This is a genomic window from Gilliamella sp. wkB7 (assembly GCF_001693435.1).
Taxonomy (GTDB): domain Bacteria; phylum Pseudomonadota; class Gammaproteobacteria; order Enterobacterales; family Orbaceae; genus Gilliamella; species Gilliamella apicola_N.
In genome coordinates this window covers 1,033,696-1,054,972 of the sequence record NZ_CM004509.1, presented here as the reverse complement: position 1 = coordinate 1,054,972, position 21,277 = coordinate 1,033,696, and the positions used below count along the sequence as shown (strand labels likewise).

Sequence of the window (21,277 nt, the reverse complement as noted above, 5' to 3'; positions counted from 1 at the left end):
AGTGAAACAAAGAACATTAAAAAAGACAATACAAGCGACAGGTGTAGGTTTGCATACTGGCAAAAAAGTTACTTTGACCTTACGTCCCGCACCTGAAAATACAGGGATTATTTATCGTCGTACTGATTTAAATCCGTATGTAGATTTCCCTGTTGATGCTAAATCTGTGCGTGATACTATGCTTTGTACATGTCTAGTGAATGAAGATAATGTTCGCATTTCAACTGTTGAGCATATTAATTCAGCATTAGCCGGTCTTGGTATTGATAATCTTATTATTGAAGTTAATGCGCCAGAAATTCCAATTATGGATGGTAGTGCAAGTCCATTTGTTTATTTATTGCTTGATGCAGGTATTACCGAGCAAAATGCATTAAAAAGATTTTTGCGAGTTAAAGAAACCGTTCGAGTTGAAAATGGTGATAAGTGGGCTGAATTGAGACCGTATAATGGTTTCAAATTAGATTTTACTATCGATTTCCAACATCCGGCTATTGATAGTAGCTCACAGCGTTATCAATTAGATTTTTCTTCTGAATCTTTTATTCGCCAGATTAGCCGTGCTAGAACATTTGGTTTTATGCGTGATATTGAAGCGTTACAATCAAAAGGTTTGTGCTTAGGTGGTAGTTTGGATTGTGCTATTGTTGTTGATGACTACAAAGTACTTAATGAAGATGGTTTACGTTTTGAAGATGAGTTTGTTCGTCATAAAATGCTTGATACTATTGGTGATTTGTACATGAGCGGTCATAACATGATTGGTGAAGTTGTTTGTTATAAATCAGGCCATGCTTTAAATAACCAATTATTACAAGCATTATTGGCAAAACAAGAAGCATGGGAATACGTGACATTTACTGAAGAGCAAAGCGTTCCGCTTGCTTTAGGTACACAACAACTTGTTTTAGCATAAAACTCTAAATCAATATAATTTTAATCAATTGAACGCTTCCATTTAATGGAGGCGTTTTTATTTTCTAAAAAAGAGAATTTTATATGAACGGCAGCCATTTTTTTGCTCACTTATCACGATTAAAATTAATTAATCGTTGGCCATTAATGCGTAATGTAAGAACTGAAAATGTATCTGAACATAGTTTGCAAGTTGCCTTTATCGCGCATGCCTTAGCGATTATCAAAAATAAAAAATTTAATGGCAATGTTAATCCAGAACGAATTGCATTATTAGCTATGTATCATGATGTTTCTGAAGTGATAACAGGGGATTTACCAACACCAACAAAATATTACAACCCACAAATTACAGTTGAATATAAAAAGATTGAAAAAATAGCACAACATAAACTTATTAATATGCTTCCTGAAGAGTTACGGGATGATTTTAAATTATTGATCGATGATGACTATTACGATGAAGCAGAAAAAAGTATAGTAAAACAAGCTGATGCCTTATGTGCGTATTTAAAGACGATTGAGGAACTGAGTGCTGGTAATAACGAATTTAGATTAGCTGAACAGCGTTTAAAAAAGACCTTATCAGAACGTAATAGTTCTGAAATGGACTATTTTTTAGAAGTGTTTGTTCCTAGTTTCAAATTATCTTTAGATGAGATCACCATGGATAATTAATACATTATTAATATCTAAAAATTTAATATTGAGATCTATGATGCTCATAAATAATATATATGTAGCATCATATTTTTATTTTAAATTATTAAAAACCGAATTTAGCAAGTGCGGTAATATAGTTTGAGTTTTTCTTGCTTTCACCATAATATTGATAGTCAATATTAAAATCAAAAAGATTATAGTGATAGGTTAGTCCAAGACCTAGATTGTATTGATTGTTAGAGCGATTGGCGGTATGGGCACTCATTTTTGCTAATCCATTCACTCCATTGATAGTGATATCACTATCAAATTCATTATGACTTAAATTTACTATATATCCTGTTTTAGCTCTTAATGATATTTGATTATCCTGATCCTTGAAAATTGAATAATCAATTGTCATATCCATTGGTATTAAAAATGCCGAATTCGACGCTTTACCATATTTAACCAGATCAATTTTATTATAGCTAGCATTATGGGAACTGTTTTCAGTATAAAGGTAATTTAAACTAATACTCGGTATTAAAGTTAACTTTTCTTGGACTTGCCAATTATATCCAATAGTACTCCCAACATTCCAAGTATTACTGTGGAATTTTTCATTAATTGAATAATAATTATCATGGGAATCTAGGTGATTTTTTCCATAAGTATAGCCAACATAAGCAGAAGTAGTAATATTATTAGAAAAACGATAACCAGAATATAATTGGATCTGATAATTATTTATATCAGAATCATTTGAGGATGCCGCTTTATCTTTATATTTACCCGAAGTATAACTAAATGTTGTGCCAACTAAAAAATTATCTATTATTTGTTTATCATATCCCACGATGAAACCATTAGAAGTATATTTGTATCCTGAGATACCTTGGTAATTATTTGCACTCTGATGATGATTAATTAAATTTATCCAAAGATTATCCTCCATTCCTTTGTTAGTTTGATCAAATTGTTCAATATGTTTATTTAATGTGTTTCGAGTATAATTAAACGAACTCATTGCGATTTCTGTTAAATGCAACCCATGATTATTATTATATAATCCTGCTAAATTCCGATTGAAATATAATGGAGTATTTTTATTTTCAATAGCCAAATTTCCTCTTCCTATGGCTGCTAGAATATCCCAATTTAAATCTCCAGCTAAAGATTTATCCGAACTTACATTGCCATTTGTGGATGTATTGTAAAGTGATTGGTAGGATACTTTTGCTAAATTTTGTGCAAAACCTTTGGCAATATTTTTAACTTTTGTTCCAACTTGCTCGTAGTAACGAGAAATTTGTCGTTCTGCTGCCAATTTGGCATTTTGTACATTACTAAAGTCGGTGACATTATTTGCATTAACAAATTTGAGTTCATTTCCAATTTTTTTAAAGTTTAGGTCACCATAAATATTTTGAATTAGCGCTTTAGTTTCGCCATCTTTAATATTAGAAATATTTAAGGAATTATTTGCAGATAATACGGTGGCATTTATTTCAGAGGAAATGTATTTAAGACTATTTTTAATAAAGTCATCAGTTGCAGAGATTTTAGCGGAAGATAGAATATTAACATTATCTCCATGAATAGTATTATATTGTTTGGTATCTGATAGACCAAAATTAATGGTTCCAGCAATATTCAGATGAGAGGTATTATTATGTTGATCGCTTATATATAGCGAACCTTTAGTTGACTCAATTGTGGCTTTTTTATCAATATTAAGTTGTCCATTAGATGAAAGTTTAACAAAACCATCCCCTCTACTAGCAGTTAATATACCTTTATCAATAACATCAAAGTTACCACCATGACTTAAATCAACAGTACCTCCGCGCATAATGATCATTTTTCCGGTTTTACCTATTACAACAGAAGATTTTTGAATATCATTATTAGTCGTTTCTAATACTGTTTTAGCGCCGATAATTTCTATATCGCCACCCGTTATATTAAAACTACGTGTAATTAGTTTTGCTGGCGATGATGATGTTCCCGCTAAATGGTTATCACCACTACGGATATTGGTATCACCATCTACTTTCACTGTTGTTTTTCCAGTAGTTATAGGACCTGTTCCCATGACATTACCAGATAAAATCATGAGTCCGCCTCTTTTTTTGTCAGCGCCTAATTCGACATTAATGTCTCCAGTTACATGCAAATCAATATTATGATCAACAGGATCATATGGAAAATCAGCATGTAACCCTAAATACTCAGTAAAAAACTTTGTATCGAATTTGCCAATCCAAGTATCATTATAAATATGAAAATTACCGTTAACTTTCATATTGATATCACCGTTAGCAATCGAAGCAGGTTCTGTTGCGGTTTTACCGGTAAAACCAAGATGAAATGATCCTTCACTATTAACGGTCAAGTTATCAGATGTCGTAATATTGATAGGTAGATTACTGGTGTTTGTTAGAAAATAGCGTTCATTGATCTGGTTAAAGGGCAACTTTATATCTGTTGATGCATCATAATTATATGCTTGAGCATAACTTGCGCCAAATACCGTTGTTATTAGAAAAGAAATAAGTCTGATTTTCATTGTTTTATTTAAAAATTATTATAAGGAAATAAAATAATAAACTATTGATAATGATAATCAATGAGTTTCAAGTTGTACGTTTATTGGTTCAGCTTAATATCTACTTATTTGATAACAAAAAACTTACTTTTGATAGATATAACGTTTTACAGGTCGGCCAATTGATAAATAAGTTAAATAACTTTCAAGTTCGCCTAGTTCTTCCAAATAATCAAGATATTTTTTTAATGATATTCTTGATAAAGTAATTAATTCAACAATATCACTCATTGAGAATTCATTATTATAGCTAATGATTACCTCTCTAACCTTTTTTAATGTTTGGCTATCGATACCTTTAGGTAGATTTTTATAATGAATAGTTGGTTTTGCAAAAATACGATCGTCTAGCTGATGTTGATTAAGTATTTTTGATGATGATAATAAACGAATTCGTTCTTGGTATGAAATTAATGCTGTTCTTAATCGTTCAAAAGTAAAAGGTTTAACAATGTAATCAATTACACCTAACCGTAATGCTGTTTGGATATCGCCAGTATTACATGCGGCTGTAACCATAATTATATCGATTTGTGGATAACTAATACGTATATGTTGTAAAAGTTCAAGACCATTTAATTTTGGCATAAAGACATCAAGTAAAATAAGATCAATATGGTTATCATGGATAAAATGTAATGCTTGTTCTCCATTATTGACATTGGCAATTAAATTGAAACCTGAGATCATTTGTAAATATTTTTTGTTTAATTCAGCAACCATAGGATCATCTTCAACTATTAAAACTTCTATCATGAATTTCTTTCTCCCTGTAGATCTCTTTTAGAGGCAATAATACTTTAAAACAGGCGCCTTTTTTATTATCTACATCACATAATTGAATATGACCATTTAATTCATCGGTGCTTGCTAAAACTAAATAAAGTCCAATACCTCGATTATCTCCTTTAGTTGAATATCCTTTTTGAAAAATGTATTGTGTATCTTCTTCTGAAATACCTTTTCCATTATCAATAATCTCTATTTGAAAGGTATTATTGGATATAATTAAATTTACATTTATCTGTTTCTCATCTAAAAATTGAACAGCATCTAAACCATTATCAATAAGATTACCAAGGATTGTTATTAAACTATGAGTCACGGAGGTATTGGGAATAAGTTTTAATTCACCATCCACATTTAAAGATAGACAAACACCTAATTCTCTCGCTCTGCTAAATTTGCTATTTAAAAAACCAGCAATAATAGGATCTTTTATTGTTTGACTAATCACATTTGATTCGGCTTGTTTATTTCCTATTATTTCTTCTAAATAATCAATTAGTTCTTGCTTATTATTGTTGAATGCTAAACCATAAATTACATGCAATTTATTGTTGAACTCATGGGATTGAGAACGTAATGCATCAGCATATCGATTCACTCCAGTAAGATTTTCGGCCAATTGTCGAACCTCAGTCATATCCCGAAATGAAGCAATGGCTCCAACTAAAGATTCTTTTACAAATAAGGGGGTTCTATTGGTAAGAATCACGACACCATTGATATTTTGCTCACAATCATATTGAGCAACACCCGTCATCATGACTTCATATAATCGAGTATTGGGAATGATGTCGTCAATCTGTTGTCCAATGATATCCTCTTTACTATTACTAATACGTAATATGCGCCTTGCTTCATTATTAATTTGGGTTATATACCCTTGACGATTAACCACAACAATGCCTTCTTTAACCGTTCTAATGATTGCATTTCTCTCTTCAAAAAGCTGCGCTATTTCTAATGGCTCAAGTCCATATAGGATTTTTTTTATATTACGGGATAATAATGAGGCTAAAATGATGGCAATGACTAGGGATGCAACTAATGATAACCAAATAGGTTGACTTGTCCTTGCTGCTAAATGGTCAATTTTTTTTAAGGTTTGACCTACTAGTACTCCGCCAATTTGCTGATGATGCTCATTAAAAATAGGGCTAAATGCACGAACAGAATCACCCAATGTTCCTTTAGCGATTGATGTATAAGACTCACCTTTTAATGCTCTTTGCTCATCCCCCCCAACAACGAATCGACCTATTTTATTTTTATCAGGATGAGAATAACGAACACCTTGCATATTGAAAATGACAACAAAATCAACTTGCGTCAACTTTCGGACTTGCTCAGTATTTGTTTGAATAAAATCTAGATTTTGTGGGGTCGGGTTTTGTATTTTATCAATAAAATCATTTGAAGTTGAAATTATATTAGCTATATTTTCAACTTGTTGGTGCGAATGGGTTAAATACTCATCGTTTACAACATGGATAATATAAATATTTTGTGCAATAACTGAAAGTATAAATACTAAACAAATTAAGCTAATGAGTTTAACTTTTAGTGTTAATCGATTAAAGAGATACTTCATTTTTATTATTCAATTTACTAATACTATCATTGTCCTAACGTATTAAATACCTACTAATAATAAAAATTATTAGTAGGTATATTTGAAATAAATTAGATAATTTCAGAATGGTCAATTAATATTTAGCTGCATTTTTTACACTTTCTGCAACTATTTTTGCCACATTTGGTTCAAAGGCATTAGGTAAAATGTAATCTACTGATAATTTATCATTTGATACAATGCTTGCTAAACCTTTGGCTGCGGCTAATTGCATTTCTAACGTAATGTTTTTGGCTCTTGCATCTAAAGCCCCTCTAAAAATACCCGGAAATGCTAGAACATTATTGATTTGGTTAGGATAATCACTACGCCCTGTACCAACAATATAAGCTCCAGCCGCTTTGGCTTCTTCTGGAAAGATTTCAGGTGTTGGGTTAGCCATAGCAAAAATAATCGATTTTTCTGCCATTGTAGAAACCCATTCAGGTTTTAATACACCTGGTGCTGAAACACCGATAAATACATCTGCATTTTTTACTGCATCTTGTAAGGTTCCTCGTTGTTTTGAACGATTAGTTCTTTTTGCCATTGCCATATGATGAGAAGGTAAAGAACTATCATCTTCAGATAAAATTCCTATTTTATCGACTACTTTTAGATCTGTTACCCCAGCAGCTAATAGCATATCCGCAATAGCAATACCCGCCGCGCCCCCACCGTTTATTACCACTTTGGCTGATTCAAGTTTTTTATTTGCAACTTTCAGGGCATTATATAATGCAGCTAAAACAACAATTGCAGTACCATGTTGGTCATCGTGGAAAACAGGAATATCTAAAATTTCTTGTAAACGTTTTTCAATTTCAAAACAGCGTGGAGCACTGATGTCTTCAAGATTAATGCCACCAAAGGATGGTGCAAGCGCAGCGATATGTTTAACAAGTTCATCTGGGTCTTGAGTATTTAACGATAAAGGAATTGCATCTACATTGGCAAATTGTTTAAACAATATCGCTTTACCTTCCATAACCGGAATAGCTGCTTCTGGTCCAATATTACCAAGTCCTAATACCGCAGAACCATCGGTAATCACTGCCACTAAATTACGTTTACTTGTATATTCATAAACAGATTCAGGATGTTGTGCGATCTCTGTACAAACCGCTGCCACTCCAGGCGTATAAGCAACACTGAGATCAGACATTGAATTAATGGGTACTTTTGAGTTGATTTCAAATTTACCATGCATTTGTTTACTAATGGCTAAAGCTTTTTCTTGAACTGTTGTCATGATTATTCCTTTCTGATTACACTTAAAAACTATTAAATTAATAACTAATATTTTTGTTGTTTATGTTGTATTAATTACTTTTAAAATCATATATCTTCATTACTTTTATAAATTTGTGCAACTACATATGTAAGTATCTTAATAATGCTGTGGTACATATCACCATTAAAGCCCCACCTAATCTTGTTGCAACTTGTGCAAATGGCATTAAGTTCATTCTATTTGCCGTTGACAGTATCGCTACATCACCCGTTCCACCCATACCACTTTGACATGATGAGATGATTGAAGCTTCAACAGGATACATTTTTAGGAAAAAACTACAGACAAAACCTGTCATTGATACGGTAAATACTACAGAGATAATGGTTATAAAATAAGGAATAGTTAAAACATTTACAACACTGCCTAAATCAATATATAGCAGACCTAAACCAGCCATTAAAGGAAAAGTAAAATTACCTGAGATAAATTTATACCATTGTTGACTACCACGTTCGACACTTTCAGGTAATAAACGGAAATATTTAACAAATGCAGTGGCAATAATCATTAATACGGGACCAGGGAAATGAGTTATCTTTTCCAAAATCATACCAAATATGAATAGTGTGGCTAAAATCATCACAGCCCCACTCATTGCTCTGGCATCTAATGGAGTCTTATCTTCTTTTAATGCATCTGCTAATCCATCAAACTCAATTTTTACCAGTTGACCATGACCACTTAAATGAGGTTTGACTTCACCAATTCGGCTCATTATGGCGGTAAAAGTAATTGCAAAAAAGTTACCTACTACGGTTGCAGGAATTAATGCGCTTACAAATTTATCATAATCTTGCTCAAGGATATTACTATAAGCGTTAGATAGTTGTAATACGCCTTCACCAATTCCTCCAGCCATAACGGGCGAAACAGTATAGAAAAAAGCATGTTCCCAAGTATCACCAAAAGCAACAGCAACACAGACACCGACAAAAGCAGCTAGGCACATACCAAGTAACATCGGAATCATCATACGAATAAAACCTTGTATTAAAATGACTCTATGCATACCTAAAATACTACCACACACTAAGCTTGCAATATAAAAGAGTAGAAAATTAGAGTCTTTCATTAACATTTTGGTTGCTGTTAAAGTATTTTCATCAAAAACACCGCAGTAAACTAATAGTGACGGTACAATTAACGATAAAATTGCGGGTGCCCCAAATTTTTTAAAAAAAGGTATATTTTGACCTACGGTTCCTAAAAACCAACCTAATGGTAAAATAACAGCAAATCCCCCGATCAGTGTTTTTGGCAACATATCTAATTGGGCAGCAATAATCACAATAATTGAACAAATCGCAAAAATGGGTAAGGGTAGCGATCCTATGTAAATTTTATTAATTTGGAAATCCTTCGTCATGCTCATAACTCAACCTTTTTGTTGTTTAACTTCGCTTTGGAATCTTAAACAGTATAGTTGTTGATGAAAAATTCAGAAGAATAAGAAAGTTATATAACTAATTATGTAATTAATGTAAGTCATTTAACTATCTTTCAAAACATTAAATTTTTAAATAATAGTCATTTAGGAAAAACCGTATCTAAGTAAGCACTCTTGCGCTTGCTTATTTTGTAAAAAATCGATAAATAATTTTGCATCAATATTTGTTGGATTGAGTAGGGCTATACTATATTCAATAGTAGGAAGAAGGTGATTAGGTATTTCAATAACCGCTAATTGGGCATTTTGTTGTATTAAGGGGGCATAATTGGCATAACCAATATAAACATCTATAGTATTATTTAATAGAAAGTATTGAGCGGGTAATACTCCTTTTGGGATATTGCTTATAAATGACCCTCCTACTAGTTGTCTAGCACGTTTTTTCAATTGTTGCCCCATGTTAGGATAAAGTGCTTCGATTTTATCAAAAAGCATAAAAGTATAATCTCCCGATGGGTCTTTTTTCGGAGTAGACATACCAATGCGATTTTGAGGGTTTTGTAATAATGAGATCGCATCATGGTTAGCCCATTGAGGTTGATTACGAACGGTTAAACATAATCGATTATGAGTAAAAATGTGGTGAGATACTGCTTTTCCATTATCAACTAAAGTTTGAGGATGATGTGTATTTGCCGAGGCAAATAGATGAATATCGCATGTAGATGTTGACTGCATAAGTCTCTCACATAATAGTCCTGCTGGTGCAAATTGCATATTTAGATTGATAGGATGAAATTGTTTGAAAAGTTCACCTACTGCAGGTAATGCAAGTCTTAAACTACCTGCGGCATAAATATTAAGGGTAGTCATATGCTATAGCTCACTTTTATAAATAGGAATAATCGTATGAGAATCTGATAAAACTATTTTTTTCATTTGAATTTTATACAATTGGGTTAGTCGCTCCTCGGTTAATAGACTTTGGGCTAGTCCGAATTGATAACTTTCCTCATCTAATATTAAAACTTTGTTTGCAATACTTAATGCATGAGCAGGATCATGAGTGGTGAAAATAATTGTCAGATTTTGTTTATAAATAAGGGATGATAATATTTTCAAAACTTTATCTTGGTTATGAAGATCTAGAGCGTTAGTGGGTTCATCTAATAATAAAATTTTAGGTTCACTCATCAGAGCTCGCGCGATCAATACTAGCTGTTTTTGTCCACCTGATAGTGATGAAAAAGGGCTTAGATAATAATCTTCTAGACCTAATTGTGTTAGGTATTTTTTAGCTAACTGTAATGTCTTTTTATCTGGCTTACCAAATAATCCCCACTGTTTAGCTTTCCCCATAACAATGATTTCCCATACCATATAATCTATATTGGTCGAAAAACTTTGTGGAACAAAACTACAGCTATATTGGTTAAATAGACTTCCTGACAAAGGTTTATGAGTTTGCATTAACGTATTGAGTAACGTACTTTTACCTCGCCCATTAGTACCAAGGATGGCAATGACATCGTTTGAATGAATTGTTATATTAATAGGAGGGGTTAAGGGTTTTTTAAAATGATAACCACAAACTAGATTATGAGTTGTTATTATTGATGATGCCATATTAAGATTTCTTCAAAATTTGTTGTCGTAGCAACAATACAAAACAAGGTGCACCAAGTAGTGCGGTGATAATTCCGATAGGGACTTCTGCAGAACTAATTAAACGTGCAATGTCATCGACGATAATCATGAAACATCCCCCTAACCAGAATGTAATAGGAAGTAAACGTTGATGATTTGCTCCAACTATCAATCGTGCTGCATGAGGAATAATTAAGCCAATCCAACCAATACAGCCACTCACCGCAACTTGAATGGAAATAATTAAGGTGCACAATAACAAAATTAACCAACGAGAAAATGGAGTTGATATTCCTAAATTTTTAGCTTCATTATCGCCTAAAGATAGAATATTAATTCTCCAGCTTAAGGTAGTTAATAAATAACTAGCAAGGATGATAGGAATAGCTAATAAAATTAACTTATTCCAAGTTGCAGTGGCAAAACTACCTAAAAGCCAAAATACGATATTGGGTAGTTTTTCTTCAGTATCGGCAAGATATTGCATTAAACTTACTAATGCACTAAAAAAACCACTTAATATTAATCCTATAAGTACCAGCATAAGAAGGCTATTTTGTTTAATAGAATGGATAAATGAGAAGATTAATATTAAAGTTAATAAACCAAATAGAAATGCTAAAACAATCAGTCCGAATGTGGAAAAATTTAATATTATTGCTAGAGTTCCTCCAAAAGCTGCTCCTGAATTAACACCGATAACGTGCGGATCAACAAGTGGATTATAAAAAACCCCTTGCAATACCACTCCACACAATGCTAAACCTGCGCCTGATAAAAATGCTAATAAAATTAGAGGAATTCTGACTTGCCAAATTACTTGTTGATCCAGTATTGGTATTTGATTAGTATTTTGATTTAAATATATGAATAATATATTAATAACTTGGCTAATTGAAATTGAATAATGCCCTATAGCCAATGAAATTAATATTAACATCATTGTTAGCGTAATGAACGCAATAAGTAAATTACGATATGATAAATACACAATTAAAATCTATTATAATTCTTGATAATTAGTACGATAAAAGCGTTGATAATAATCGTCGGCTTGTTGTTGCATATCAATATCTTTAAATAACTGCGGATAAAGTTTTTTCGCCATCCACAATTCTCCAATAGCTAAGGCTTCGGGCATTGGATACCCCCAAGCTTTAGCATATTCGGGCATCAAATAAATACGTTTATGTTTAACTGCATCTATATGTTCCCATAAAGGATCGGTTAAAATCTGATCCACAACTTCGGGATATCTATCCTGAACGAAAATTACTTGGGGATTCCATTGCATAACGTTTTCTATGGAAACTTGTTTAAATCCTTTAATTGTTGTGGCTGCAACGTTAATCGCGCCAGCCTTTTGCATCATTAAACCGGTATACTTACCAGAACCATAAGTTGTCAAATCAGGATTAGCCATATAAACCCTAATACGTTGTTCTGAATTAATATGTTCTAAACGGCTGGTAACTAACTGCCTTTGTTGAAAGGTATAATCGATTAAGTTTTTTGCCTCAGTTTGTGCATTAAGCACTTCACCAATTAGCAAAATACCCTCTTTTAATCCTTCATTATAAGTTGTCTCTTCATCATTCATAACAGGGTTTATTTTATCCGCTTGTGATGCGACATCTTTACGCAAAGAAATCGCAATAACTGGAATATCGAGTTTCTCAATCTGCTCTATCACCTCTTTTGGGGCATAGTTTGCAACAAATACAACTTGTGGCTTGAGAGCTATTAGACTTTCAATATTCACAGAAGTTAGATCGCCTGGCATTGGCATATTGGCTAAATTTGGCGCTAATCTAATATAGTTTTTGCCTAGTAACTTTTGCCATGAAGATAGTACACCTACAATAGTATCTTGTCGGTTAAGTTGTACTACTAAATTTAGTGTCTGGTGTTGTAATACTACTGCTCGTTCGACTTTATCAGGAATCGTTACTTGTCGATTAAGCTGGTCTGTTACCTGTTTTGCTTCAGTTATAAATGAAAGGAAAATTGATAATAATAGTAATTTGTGTAAGAGGGTTGTACTTTTTTTCATCTTTCGCGCATTCCATAAAAACTCATCATATAAACGATATATTTTCGTTATATTATTTTTAATATAACGAATAGTCTTTTTATTAGCAATTGGAAAAGTAAAATAATTGATCAGAGCAATGATATTGGGTTTGGATAAAAAGATAGTTTTAATTGGAATAAAAAATTAATCATTAATAATGACTATGAAATACAAAATTACTTTCTTAATAAAAAAGCGGTAATTAATACCGCCTTGAGTTTGCTATAAATTAATCAATTTATATGGACTTAATTTAAAATAACCTATTTTTCTACTTTAGTCGTTGCATAAGGTCCATATAATATTCCATTTGCTTTTATTGGATTTGGTGTAAATAATCGTGCCGTAGCAACTCCTGAAATTGCAATACTGTGATCTCTGACAGTATCGGTGATTTGTGTAATTGCAGCAGAAATTAAACTCGAAATTAGACTATTGCTAGATTGTTGATTTTCTAAACTTGAAGCAGTTGCAGAGCCAGTCCAAAGAATCTTTTCAGAGTGGGCATCGACTAGTTTTGCGTCTAATGTTACCCGTGTGTCACTTTGAATGACTTGATAATTCGTTCCATAATTTTGGATATTGATATATAAAACGGCATCAGGATTAAAGATTTGTCGAATTTTTTCTAGGCTAACCGATTGAATTTCATCAGCAACGGTTAATCCATTTTGTTTAAATACTTCATTAGTTAAGTTAACTGGAAAAACATAGTATCCAGCTTCAGATAGTGGCAATGTTACTTGTGAAAAAACCCCAAAGCTGGCATTAATTTCGTTTGACTGATTGGTTGGTAATAAGACCAATATAGAAGCTGGTTTGCTTTCTTTAAATGCAGTGTAATCGTAGTTTTCTTTTTGTGTTGAACAACCAACTAGCATAAAGAGTGTGAATAAAGTTCCTAATAGAGCAATAAATTTATTATTCATTAATTAACGTCCTCGATATTTGCGTTCAACAAACTCAATAAAGTTTTTGGATTCTGGAAAAAGTGTTTTTTCCAATTCAAATTGTTCCATAGCTTTATTGTTGTTTCCTTGAGTTGTATATAATAATCCCAAGTGAGCATGTAACCCCGGGGGAATAGGTTTATTGACTGATTTTGCTTTTTCAATGGATTTTTCTAAAGCTACGATTTGTTCAGAATAGCTTGATTTATCAGGTTGATTATAGTTATAAAGATTTTCTTGATAACCATCCCAATAATAGATTGTCTTTGAAGATTGGCAGCCACTTAATAACAACAAAACTCCTGAAAACAATAAATAGGTAATATATTGTTTTTTTAACATTATGATAATCCTTTAATAATTGATTTTTAATTTTTTATTTTGTTACAGGTTTCCATGCGCCATTATTTAATCCATTAACTAGATTATTAATCGCTTCTCGAATAGCGAGATCCAATACTTTTCCGTTGAGAGTTGAATCGTAACTAGCTGTGCCACCAAAACCTATAACTTCACGGTTGGATAAACTGTATTCACCCGCGCCTTGCACGCTATAAACCACTTGAGATGTATTAATATCTATGATGTTCAAATTAACTTTAGCATAAGCAATCTGCTGTTTACCCTTTCCAAGAATTCCCCATAACTGATGATCTCCAACTTCTTTGCGTCCAAACTCAGTGATATCACCAGAAATAATATAATTGGCGCCGATTATGTTTTGTTTTTGTTTTTTATAACTTGCTTCAGCAGCCAGTTCTCCCATATTTGTTCTATCTAGTACATTGAAATGATTAGTTTGCTGTAAATGACTAATGAGTAATGTTTTTGATTGATTACCTAACCTATCAACTCCATCTGAAAATATACCATTTTGATAATTAGAACGGTTTTCAAATTTACCTACAGCAATACTGGTTTTCACACCGTTATATTGTGAATTATAACTATTGACTGTTGGGGAAACGATGGTTTGTGATGACTCTTTAGCACAACCAATTAATAAACTGCTAAAAATAATAATTCCAACTAACTTTTTTTTATCCATGTCTATCTTGTCCTTCTTTATTAAATGATGAATATTTAGTCATAAATAATATTATAATAATCATCATTATCAATAATAATTTAGTCATTATCATTAAAATTTAATAATTCGACTGTTAGATTAATTATTGTAATATTCAAGTCTGCGATAAATTTGTTAAACAGCTATATTATTTAAATGATGGCATCACTATAAACAACATACTTAATGTTGATTAAGCTTGTAATAGAATGACAACAATCATGATGCTAATGATTTCTTTAATAATGTAACAAGAACTTTAATAAGAGGGAGGGATTGGGGTAGGTGTCACCTGATTTACAATAGAAAGTAAGTATAATTTACAACAATAATAATTATACTAACCATATATTGCATTGGATAGTTTTATTATATTACAGAAAAACAGTTAGATAATTAAATAAAATATACTCAAACGTATGCTTAACCTCAAACTTTTTTACAAAATTTTATACATTATGCTATATTATTGACGAACTAAACACTCTTGAATTTTATCAACTTCTTTATTTAGAGCCTCAATAACCAAGTCAGGATGAGCTCTTTCAATTGTTTTGATATACTCAAATCCATCATTTATTGATGAACCAGTATATTGCTGAGCTTGCTTAATATTACTAAATAGGTAATTGATACCATTTTTATTACGAGTAGTTGTTAAAGTATAACTTATAAAATATTTTGAGTAATATTGATAATCCGTTACAGCATTAGCAACAACATTATTACCTTCAACAAGTTTTATTGTATCTCCACCACTGACAGTAATTGATTGATGATTATTCATATTGTAATAAGACCACCAATGTGAACCATAATAATTTTCATTAGTAAGTACTACTGGACTATTATCAAGTTCTTGAGCGATGCAGAGTGATAATGAAGAGCGAAGTATGGTGATAGGTCTTGATGTACTATATTTCTTCAATATATCTATGCCTGACGAGTTTTGACCAATTTCTACTCCTTCAGTTTGATAAATTGACATCATTTTTTGAGATGTACAGCCAGTTAGCAAAGCAAATATTGTAAAAATTCCAAGTAACTTTTTCATATAACGCCCTTTTTAGGATAAGCTAATTAATTCTAGCTGTTTACGTATTGATTTGCTAGTGTTTGCATAAGGAATAAGATTATTAATCAAAAATAGAACATTTATTGATATTAATTCAATAAGATATACCGTTAAAGTGAAAATTAGAAATGTGAGAGAAATAAAATTTCTCTCATTTGTTATATTAGACCTCTTTACCTCGTAATTTGCGAGATAATTTTTTAAATCCGTGAGTAAATTTTTTAATTGCCATTGCCATAATGGGTACTTTAATTTTGATATTGAAACGTTCTTTTAATTCAATAGCATCATTGGCCTTAGTTAACCAAATAAAGCCCGAATTGGTCAAATCAATTGCTTTAATCTTTCCTTCTGGCGTTAAAATAAAATTACCACCATGTACATCATTCGAAACCAAATTATAACTATGTAATTTTTCAATACAATCTTTTACTTGATCGCCATATTTATTCATTTCTTCCCATTTCAAGGAACGACCTTCAACAAAATTGAATATCATATAGTGACGTTTGGTTTTTTTATCAAATGCGACCAAATAAAGCTCATAAGCGATGTCGCATTTATCAAGTGAAATTTTTGCTAACTTATGAATTAAATTGAAATAAAAATCACCTGTAATTTTAGCAATAATTCGACGCTCTAAACGTTCTTCTACTCCACCATCAATTTTAAAAATAAATTTGCTTTGATTATGATTAATTAGATAAGTATATCGTTCTAATTTATCGCTGGGATCAAGTAACTCATGATGTCCTTCTTCTGCTAAAAACTGATCAAAAAGGTCTAAATAATTTATTTCATTATTTTCTACATAAGCGAACTTCATATCGCCGCGTTCAATTTCAATAATGTTTGCAAAGTTATTCAAATTTTAAGTCCCAAGATACATCAAAAAATTGGTTTATCTTAAACACTATCAAGCTTAAAGTAAATGAAACTGTCAATTTTTAAGGAAATACAAATTAGGATAAACAATAGAAATCAATAAATAACTTTGAATTCTGCTATTTAAAATTAATAGGAAAGTATATATAAACTGACAAAATAAAGAACCAGTTTTAAATAGTCTGTTGGTTTAGGATGATACCTAACCATTTAAATTTTCTAAATTGAGATACGAGACATTGATTTTTGCATAAGCTTAAAAATGTTGGCTTTGTTAACGATTCGTAATAAATTTGTCTTGGATAATTGTCAAAATTAATACTTTTTATTTGCAAAAAAAAATTATTTCTTCAACAATTCCATATTGTTATTAGTTACAAATCATTTTTTATTAGATAGGTAGCTAAACGCTGTTCATGTTCTGAATATTATCAATTAACAATAAAATGTGATTAGGTTCACATTTTGTTTAAAAACAAGTTGTCCATAGTTGTACATAGTTGTCTATGGATGTATATTTAACTTAACCGATATTTTGGGGTAACCAATGAATATAAACAAATTTTCTAGCACACCACTTTATGTACAAGTGAAAGAATGGATAAGAAATCAAATATATCGTAATGATTTGAAAGCTGGAGATAGAATTCCTTCTGAAAATGAAATTATGAGTCTACTTTCTGTTAGTCGAGGCACGGTTAGAAAAGCGGTTGAATTATTGATTAATGAATCTGTTTTGGAACAAATTCAAGGAAAAGGAACTTATGTAAAAGCCGAAAATATCTCTTATCAATTAGGCTATGGTTTACAGTCATTTGCAGAATCGTTAGAGATGCAACATGTTAAGTTCACTACCGAAGTTATTACTAAAAGAGTTGAAAGAGCAAACGAATATATTAGTGGAAAATTACAAGTTCCAGTTAATTCGAACATTTTTTTTATGGAACGGGTAAGAAGCGTTAATGGCGAAAAAATTATGTTTATTGAAAATAGAATCAATTTGTCTTTATGTCCAGAAATAGAGCAGATAGATTTTACAAAATATAGTTTATTTAGTGAATTAGAGCGGATTACTCATAAGAAGATAGATCACTCGGAATGTCGTTATTCTGCCCGAGTGGTAGGAAAAGAACGCGCAGATATATTAAATATTAGCGATATATCTCCAGTTCTTCATTTAGAACAATTAGTTTACTTTGATGATGGTCAGCCAATTGAATTTGGTAATGTATGGTTAAAGTCAAATGTTAACTACTTGGGGACAACACTTAGACGAAAGTAGGAGTAAATTATGGCATTAGTCAATGGGTATACTTTAATAGGTGAAGCTAAAAAACAGAAAACTTTAGCTGGCGCATTTAATACAACAAATTTGGAAACAACATTAGCCATATTAGATGCAATTGAGGAAAGTAATATTCCAAGTATGGTTCAAATTGCACCAACAAACATTGTGTTATCTGGTTACAAATATATTGTAGATATGGTACGTAATCGAGCTAGTACGATGAAAACACCCTTTTGTTTACATTTAGATCATGGAAAAACTTTTGAGGATGTAAGGCAAGCCGTGGAAGCTGGATTTACCTCAATTATGATTGATGGTTCTCATTTACCTTTTGAAGAAAATATTCAATTGACGAAAAAAGTTGTCGACTTTTGTGGTGGATATAATATCCCTGTAGAAGCTGAATTAGGTGCAATTACTGGAAAAGAAGATGATGAGGTTAATGAAGCGGATCGTAAAACAGATCCTAATCAAGTCCTTGAGTTCGTGAAAAGAACTGGCTGTGCAACACTTGCCGTATCAGTTGGTAATGTTCATGGATTTGAACAACAACCGAAAATTGATTTTGATTTACTGGGTAAATTATCTGATATATCGCCAGTCTCACTAGTTATTCATGGAGGTTCAGGAATTGATGATCAAACTTTACAAAAAATTAGTCAATATAATGTAGTCAAACTTAATATTGGTGGTGATTTGCGTAGAGCTTATATTAGTTCAATTGGTAAACAATATGTTGCTAATAATAATGAATACAATCTTATTAAAGTACTACTTAAAGCAAAAGGTGATGTTCAGCAAGTAGTTTACAACAAAATATTATCTATGAATTTATTAAACATCCATCATTAAAATAAAAATAGGTGGTCATTATGGAATTAGAACAATTGGATGACAATATTATATTTTTAAACAAAAACTTTTCAAGTCGAGAAGATATGTTTAAATCTATAAGTCATGAATTATTAGATAACAATTATGTGACTGAGCAATATTTAGAAAAAGTTATTCAAAGGGAAAATGAACATCCTACAGGATTTAAGTTGAAAACACTAAATGTTGCTATGCCTCATGTAGACTGCGAATTTGTTAAAAAAGATGGCATGTTTGTTGTAACCAGTAAAGAAGGCATTATTTTTAAAAATGCAGAGACTGATGAGGATCTACCCGTCAATATTATATTTGGATTGTTACTTAAACAATCCGATACACATTTAACTTTTTTAATGAAATTAGCATCATCGTTCAGTAATGACATGATTTTGCAAAAGATAGTTGAAAGTAATAACAAATTTGAAATTAAAAATATTTTAAAAGATATTTTGAAATAAGGAGCATCATTATGAAAAAAAGAATTATTTTTGCCTGTACTAGCGGTATTGCTACTTCAACTATTGCAACGGAAAAAGTCAAAAATTATTGTGCTGAACACGGAATTGAAGTCGAAAACATTCAGTCAGATGTGGCAACGGTTCAATCTCAAGATGGTATGGCTGACTTAATTATTGTGACTTCTAAAGTATCCTATAAGTTAGAAAAAACACCAATTATCAATGGAGTACCTTTAATCACTACAATAGGTGAAGAAGATGTCCTAGCCGAAATCGTTAGGATTTTGAAAGGGGATTGATTATGGCTGACAAACTACTGGAAATTGTTCAATACATATTAGGTTTTGGTCCGACCGTCATGTTGCCTGTTGTGATCTTTATTATGGCACTTTGTTTAGGTGTAAAGATAGGTCGAGCAATTCGTTCATCATTAACCATTGGTATGGGTTTTGTTGGTATTTTTGTTATCTTCGACCTATTGGGTACGAGCCTAGGCAGTGCCACCTCAGACTTAGTTGAACATGCAGGAATTCATTTACCGGTAATTGATTTGGGATGGCCTCCATTGGCAGCAATTGCTTGGGCATCTCCGATTGCGCCTTTTGTAATACCAATGACCATTATTATTAATATTGTAATGTTAACCCTAAATTGGACTAAAACAGTTGATATTGATTTGTGGAATTTTTGGCATTTTACCTTTGTTGGTGCATTAGTTTACAGCAGTACTGGTAGTTTTATGTATGGATTAATTATAGCAGGCATAACTGCAGTAATAACCTTTATTCTTGCTGATTGGTGTGCCCCTATGATTCAAAAATATTTTGAATTACCGGGTATATCATTACCGACACTTTCTTCTGTCATTTTCTTCCCTATCGGTGTATTAGGCAATCTAATATTAGATAAAATACCAGGGTTGCAAAAATTACATGCAGATCCCGAAACTATTCAAAAAAGATTTGGTATATTTGGCGAACCGATGATGATTGGATTTGTGATAGGAGGGGCAATAGGAATTGCAGCAGGTTATGATGTTAAAGGTATTTTAAATTTAGCTATCAATCTTGGTGCTGTAATGTTAATTATGCCGAGAATGGTTAAATTGTTAATGGAAGGATTATTGCCATTGTCTGATGCGGTAAAACAATTTTTGAATAAAAAGTTTCCTAACAGAAAAAACTTATACATCGGCTTGGATATTGCTGTTGCTGTTGGTCATCCGTCCGTACTTTCCACTGCATTATTATTAATTCCAGTCGGCTTGATTTTATCAATTATTTTACCTGGCAACCGACTATTACCATTAGGTGATTTAACAAATATTTGGGTGCCTATATCAATGGTGGTATTAGCTTGTCGTGGTAATATCGTCAGATCATTTATCATAGGTATACCTTGTTTAATTGCTAATCTTTATGTTGCTTCATCTGTAGCACCAATTATTACTAATATTGCAAAAAGTATTAATTTTCCAGTAAAAACCGACGGTGAATTTTCAAGTCTATTAGATGGTGGCAATCCTTATCGTTTTTGGGCAGTCAAAGTATTTGAAGGAAATTATATTGCTCTAGCTTTAATTCCAATAATATTTGTGACTTGTTTCATATTGTATCGTCATACAAAGAAATCTTGGGATATAGCCTAAAAAATAACGTACACCCATATTATTAATCAATGTATTAAATCAGATAAGTTAACTTAT

21 protein-coding genes are annotated in these 21,277 nt (G+C 31.7%); 7 read left to right on the top strand and 14 right to left on the bottom strand.

Translation table 11 applies throughout. From position 1 onward, the window contains the following. The first annotated feature begins 1 nt into the window (after window position 1). Complete coding sequence (gene lpxC, locus A9G17_RS04545) at window positions 2-916, top strand: UDP-3-O-acyl-N-acetylglucosamine deacetylase (protein WP_065737695.1); 915 nt, start codon at window positions 2-4, stop codon at window positions 914-916. Window positions 917-999: 83 nt separating this feature from the next. Next, window positions 1,000-1,593: a 5'-deoxynucleotidase gene (gene yfbR, locus A9G17_RS04540; RefSeq protein WP_065737694.1), complete on the top strand. Its 594-nt coding sequence runs from the start codon at window positions 1,000-1,002 to the stop codon at window positions 1,591-1,593. Window positions 1,594-1,681: 88 nt separating this feature from the next. Here the strand turns inward: yfbR and A9G17_RS04535 are convergent, their stop codons facing one another. The 14 genes from A9G17_RS04535 to A9G17_RS04470 all read right to left on the bottom strand — a co-directional run bounded on the left by A9G17_RS04535 (window position 1,682) and on the right by A9G17_RS04470 (window position 16,936). Further along, window positions 1,682-4,129 (bottom strand): autotransporter family protein, encoded by a 2,448-nt coding sequence (locus tag A9G17_RS04535; protein WP_065737693.1) that lies wholly within the window; start codon window positions 4,127-4,129, stop codon window positions 1,682-1,684. Window positions 4,130-4,252: 123 nt separating this feature from the next. Beyond that, entirely contained in the window at window positions 4,253-4,924 is a 672-nt protein-coding gene (locus A9G17_RS04530; RefSeq protein WP_065737692.1) for a response regulator, read from the bottom strand. Further along, a complete protein-coding gene (gene dcuS / locus A9G17_RS04525) occupies window positions 4,902-6,545 on the bottom strand; it encodes a DcuS/MalK family sensor histidine kinase (protein ID WP_065737691.1) in 1,644 nt (547 codons plus the stop codon). Before dcuS ends, A9G17_RS04530 begins: the two co-directional genes overlap by 23 nt. A 115-nt stretch (window positions 6,546-6,660) precedes the next feature. Beyond that, the gene (locus A9G17_RS04520; RefSeq protein WP_065737690.1) at window positions 6,661-7,818 is read right to left on the bottom strand and encodes an NAD(P)-dependent malic enzyme; all 1,158 of its coding nucleotides are present in this window, start codon (window positions 7,816-7,818) and stop codon (window positions 6,661-6,663) included. A 121-nt stretch (window positions 7,819-7,939) separates the two neighbouring features. Beyond that, window positions 7,940-9,235: a 2-hydroxycarboxylate transporter family protein gene (locus A9G17_RS04515; RefSeq protein WP_065737689.1), complete on the bottom strand. Its 1,296-nt coding sequence runs from the start codon at window positions 9,233-9,235 to the stop codon at window positions 7,940-7,942. A 159-nt stretch (window positions 9,236-9,394) separates the two neighbouring features. Then, window positions 9,395-10,126, bottom strand: a complete 732-nt coding sequence (gene modA / locus A9G17_RS04510) for a molybdate ABC transporter substrate-binding protein (RefSeq protein WP_065737688.1) — start codon at window positions 10,124-10,126, stop codon at window positions 9,395-9,397. Between the two features lie 3 nt (window positions 10,127-10,129). Beyond that, a complete protein-coding gene (locus A9G17_RS04505) occupies window positions 10,130-10,879 on the bottom strand; it encodes an ABC transporter ATP-binding protein (protein ID WP_065737687.1) in 750 nt (249 codons plus the stop codon). 1 nt (window position 10,880) lies between these two features. After that, a complete protein-coding gene (locus tag A9G17_RS04500) occupies window positions 10,881-11,894 on the bottom strand; it encodes a FecCD family ABC transporter permease (RefSeq protein ID WP_442903430.1) in 1,014 nt (337 codons plus the stop codon). A 9-nt stretch (window positions 11,895-11,903) separates the two neighbouring features. Further along, window positions 11,904-12,953 (bottom strand): ABC transporter substrate-binding protein, encoded by a 1,050-nt coding sequence (locus tag A9G17_RS04495; RefSeq protein WP_065737686.1) that lies wholly within the window; start codon window positions 12,951-12,953, stop codon window positions 11,904-11,906. Window positions 12,954-13,237: 284 nt separating this feature from the next. Beyond that, window positions 13,238-13,903, bottom strand: a complete 666-nt coding sequence (locus A9G17_RS04490; protein ID WP_065737685.1) for a DUF799 domain-containing protein — start codon at window positions 13,901-13,903, stop codon at window positions 13,238-13,240. 3 nt (window positions 13,904-13,906) lie between these two features. Beyond that, a complete protein-coding gene (locus A9G17_RS04485) occupies window positions 13,907-14,266 on the bottom strand; it encodes a DUF4810 domain-containing protein (protein ID WP_065737684.1) in 360 nt (119 codons plus the stop codon). Between the two features lie 34 nt (window positions 14,267-14,300). Next, entirely contained in the window at window positions 14,301-14,972 is a 672-nt protein-coding gene (locus A9G17_RS04480; RefSeq protein WP_065737683.1) for a CsgG/HfaB family protein, read from the bottom strand. A 487-nt stretch (window positions 14,973-15,459) separates the two neighbouring features. Beyond that, complete coding sequence (locus A9G17_RS04475) at window positions 15,460-16,047, bottom strand: hypothetical protein (RefSeq protein ID WP_065737682.1); 588 nt, start codon at window positions 16,045-16,047, stop codon at window positions 15,460-15,462. Window positions 16,048-16,231: 184 nt separating this feature from the next. Next, on the bottom strand, window positions 16,232-16,936 hold the full coding sequence (locus A9G17_RS04470) for a lipopolysaccharide core heptose(II) kinase RfaY (RefSeq protein ID WP_065737681.1): 705 nt from the start codon (window positions 16,934-16,936) through the stop codon (window positions 16,232-16,234). 564 nt (window positions 16,937-17,500) lie between these two features. Between A9G17_RS04470 and A9G17_RS04465 the strand changes: the two genes are divergently transcribed. From A9G17_RS04465 to A9G17_RS04445, 5 genes are read left to right on the top strand one after another with little or no spacing between them, the layout of a single operon-like run. Beyond that, window positions 17,501-18,235, top strand: coding sequence for a GntR family transcriptional regulator (locus A9G17_RS04465; RefSeq protein ID WP_065737680.1), 735 nt, complete (start codon window positions 17,501-17,503; stop codon window positions 18,233-18,235). 9 nt (window positions 18,236-18,244) lie between these two features. Further along, a complete protein-coding gene (locus A9G17_RS04460; RefSeq protein WP_025314740.1) occupies window positions 18,245-19,093 on the top strand; it encodes a class II aldolase in 849 nt (282 codons plus the stop codon). Window positions 19,094-19,113: 20 nt separating this feature from the next. Continuing rightward, complete coding sequence (locus tag A9G17_RS04455) at window positions 19,114-19,572, top strand: PTS sugar transporter subunit IIA (protein ID WP_025314741.1); 459 nt, start codon at window positions 19,114-19,116, stop codon at window positions 19,570-19,572. Between the two features lie 11 nt (window positions 19,573-19,583). Continuing rightward, complete coding sequence (locus A9G17_RS04450) at window positions 19,584-19,871, top strand: PTS sugar transporter subunit IIB (RefSeq protein WP_025314742.1); 288 nt, start codon at window positions 19,584-19,586, stop codon at window positions 19,869-19,871. 2 nt (window positions 19,872-19,873) lie between these two features. Then, window positions 19,874-21,220, top strand: coding sequence for a PTS galactitol transporter subunit IIC (locus A9G17_RS04445; protein ID WP_065737679.1), 1,347 nt, complete (start codon window positions 19,874-19,876; stop codon window positions 21,218-21,220). Window positions 21,221-21,277 lie beyond the last annotated feature (57 nt).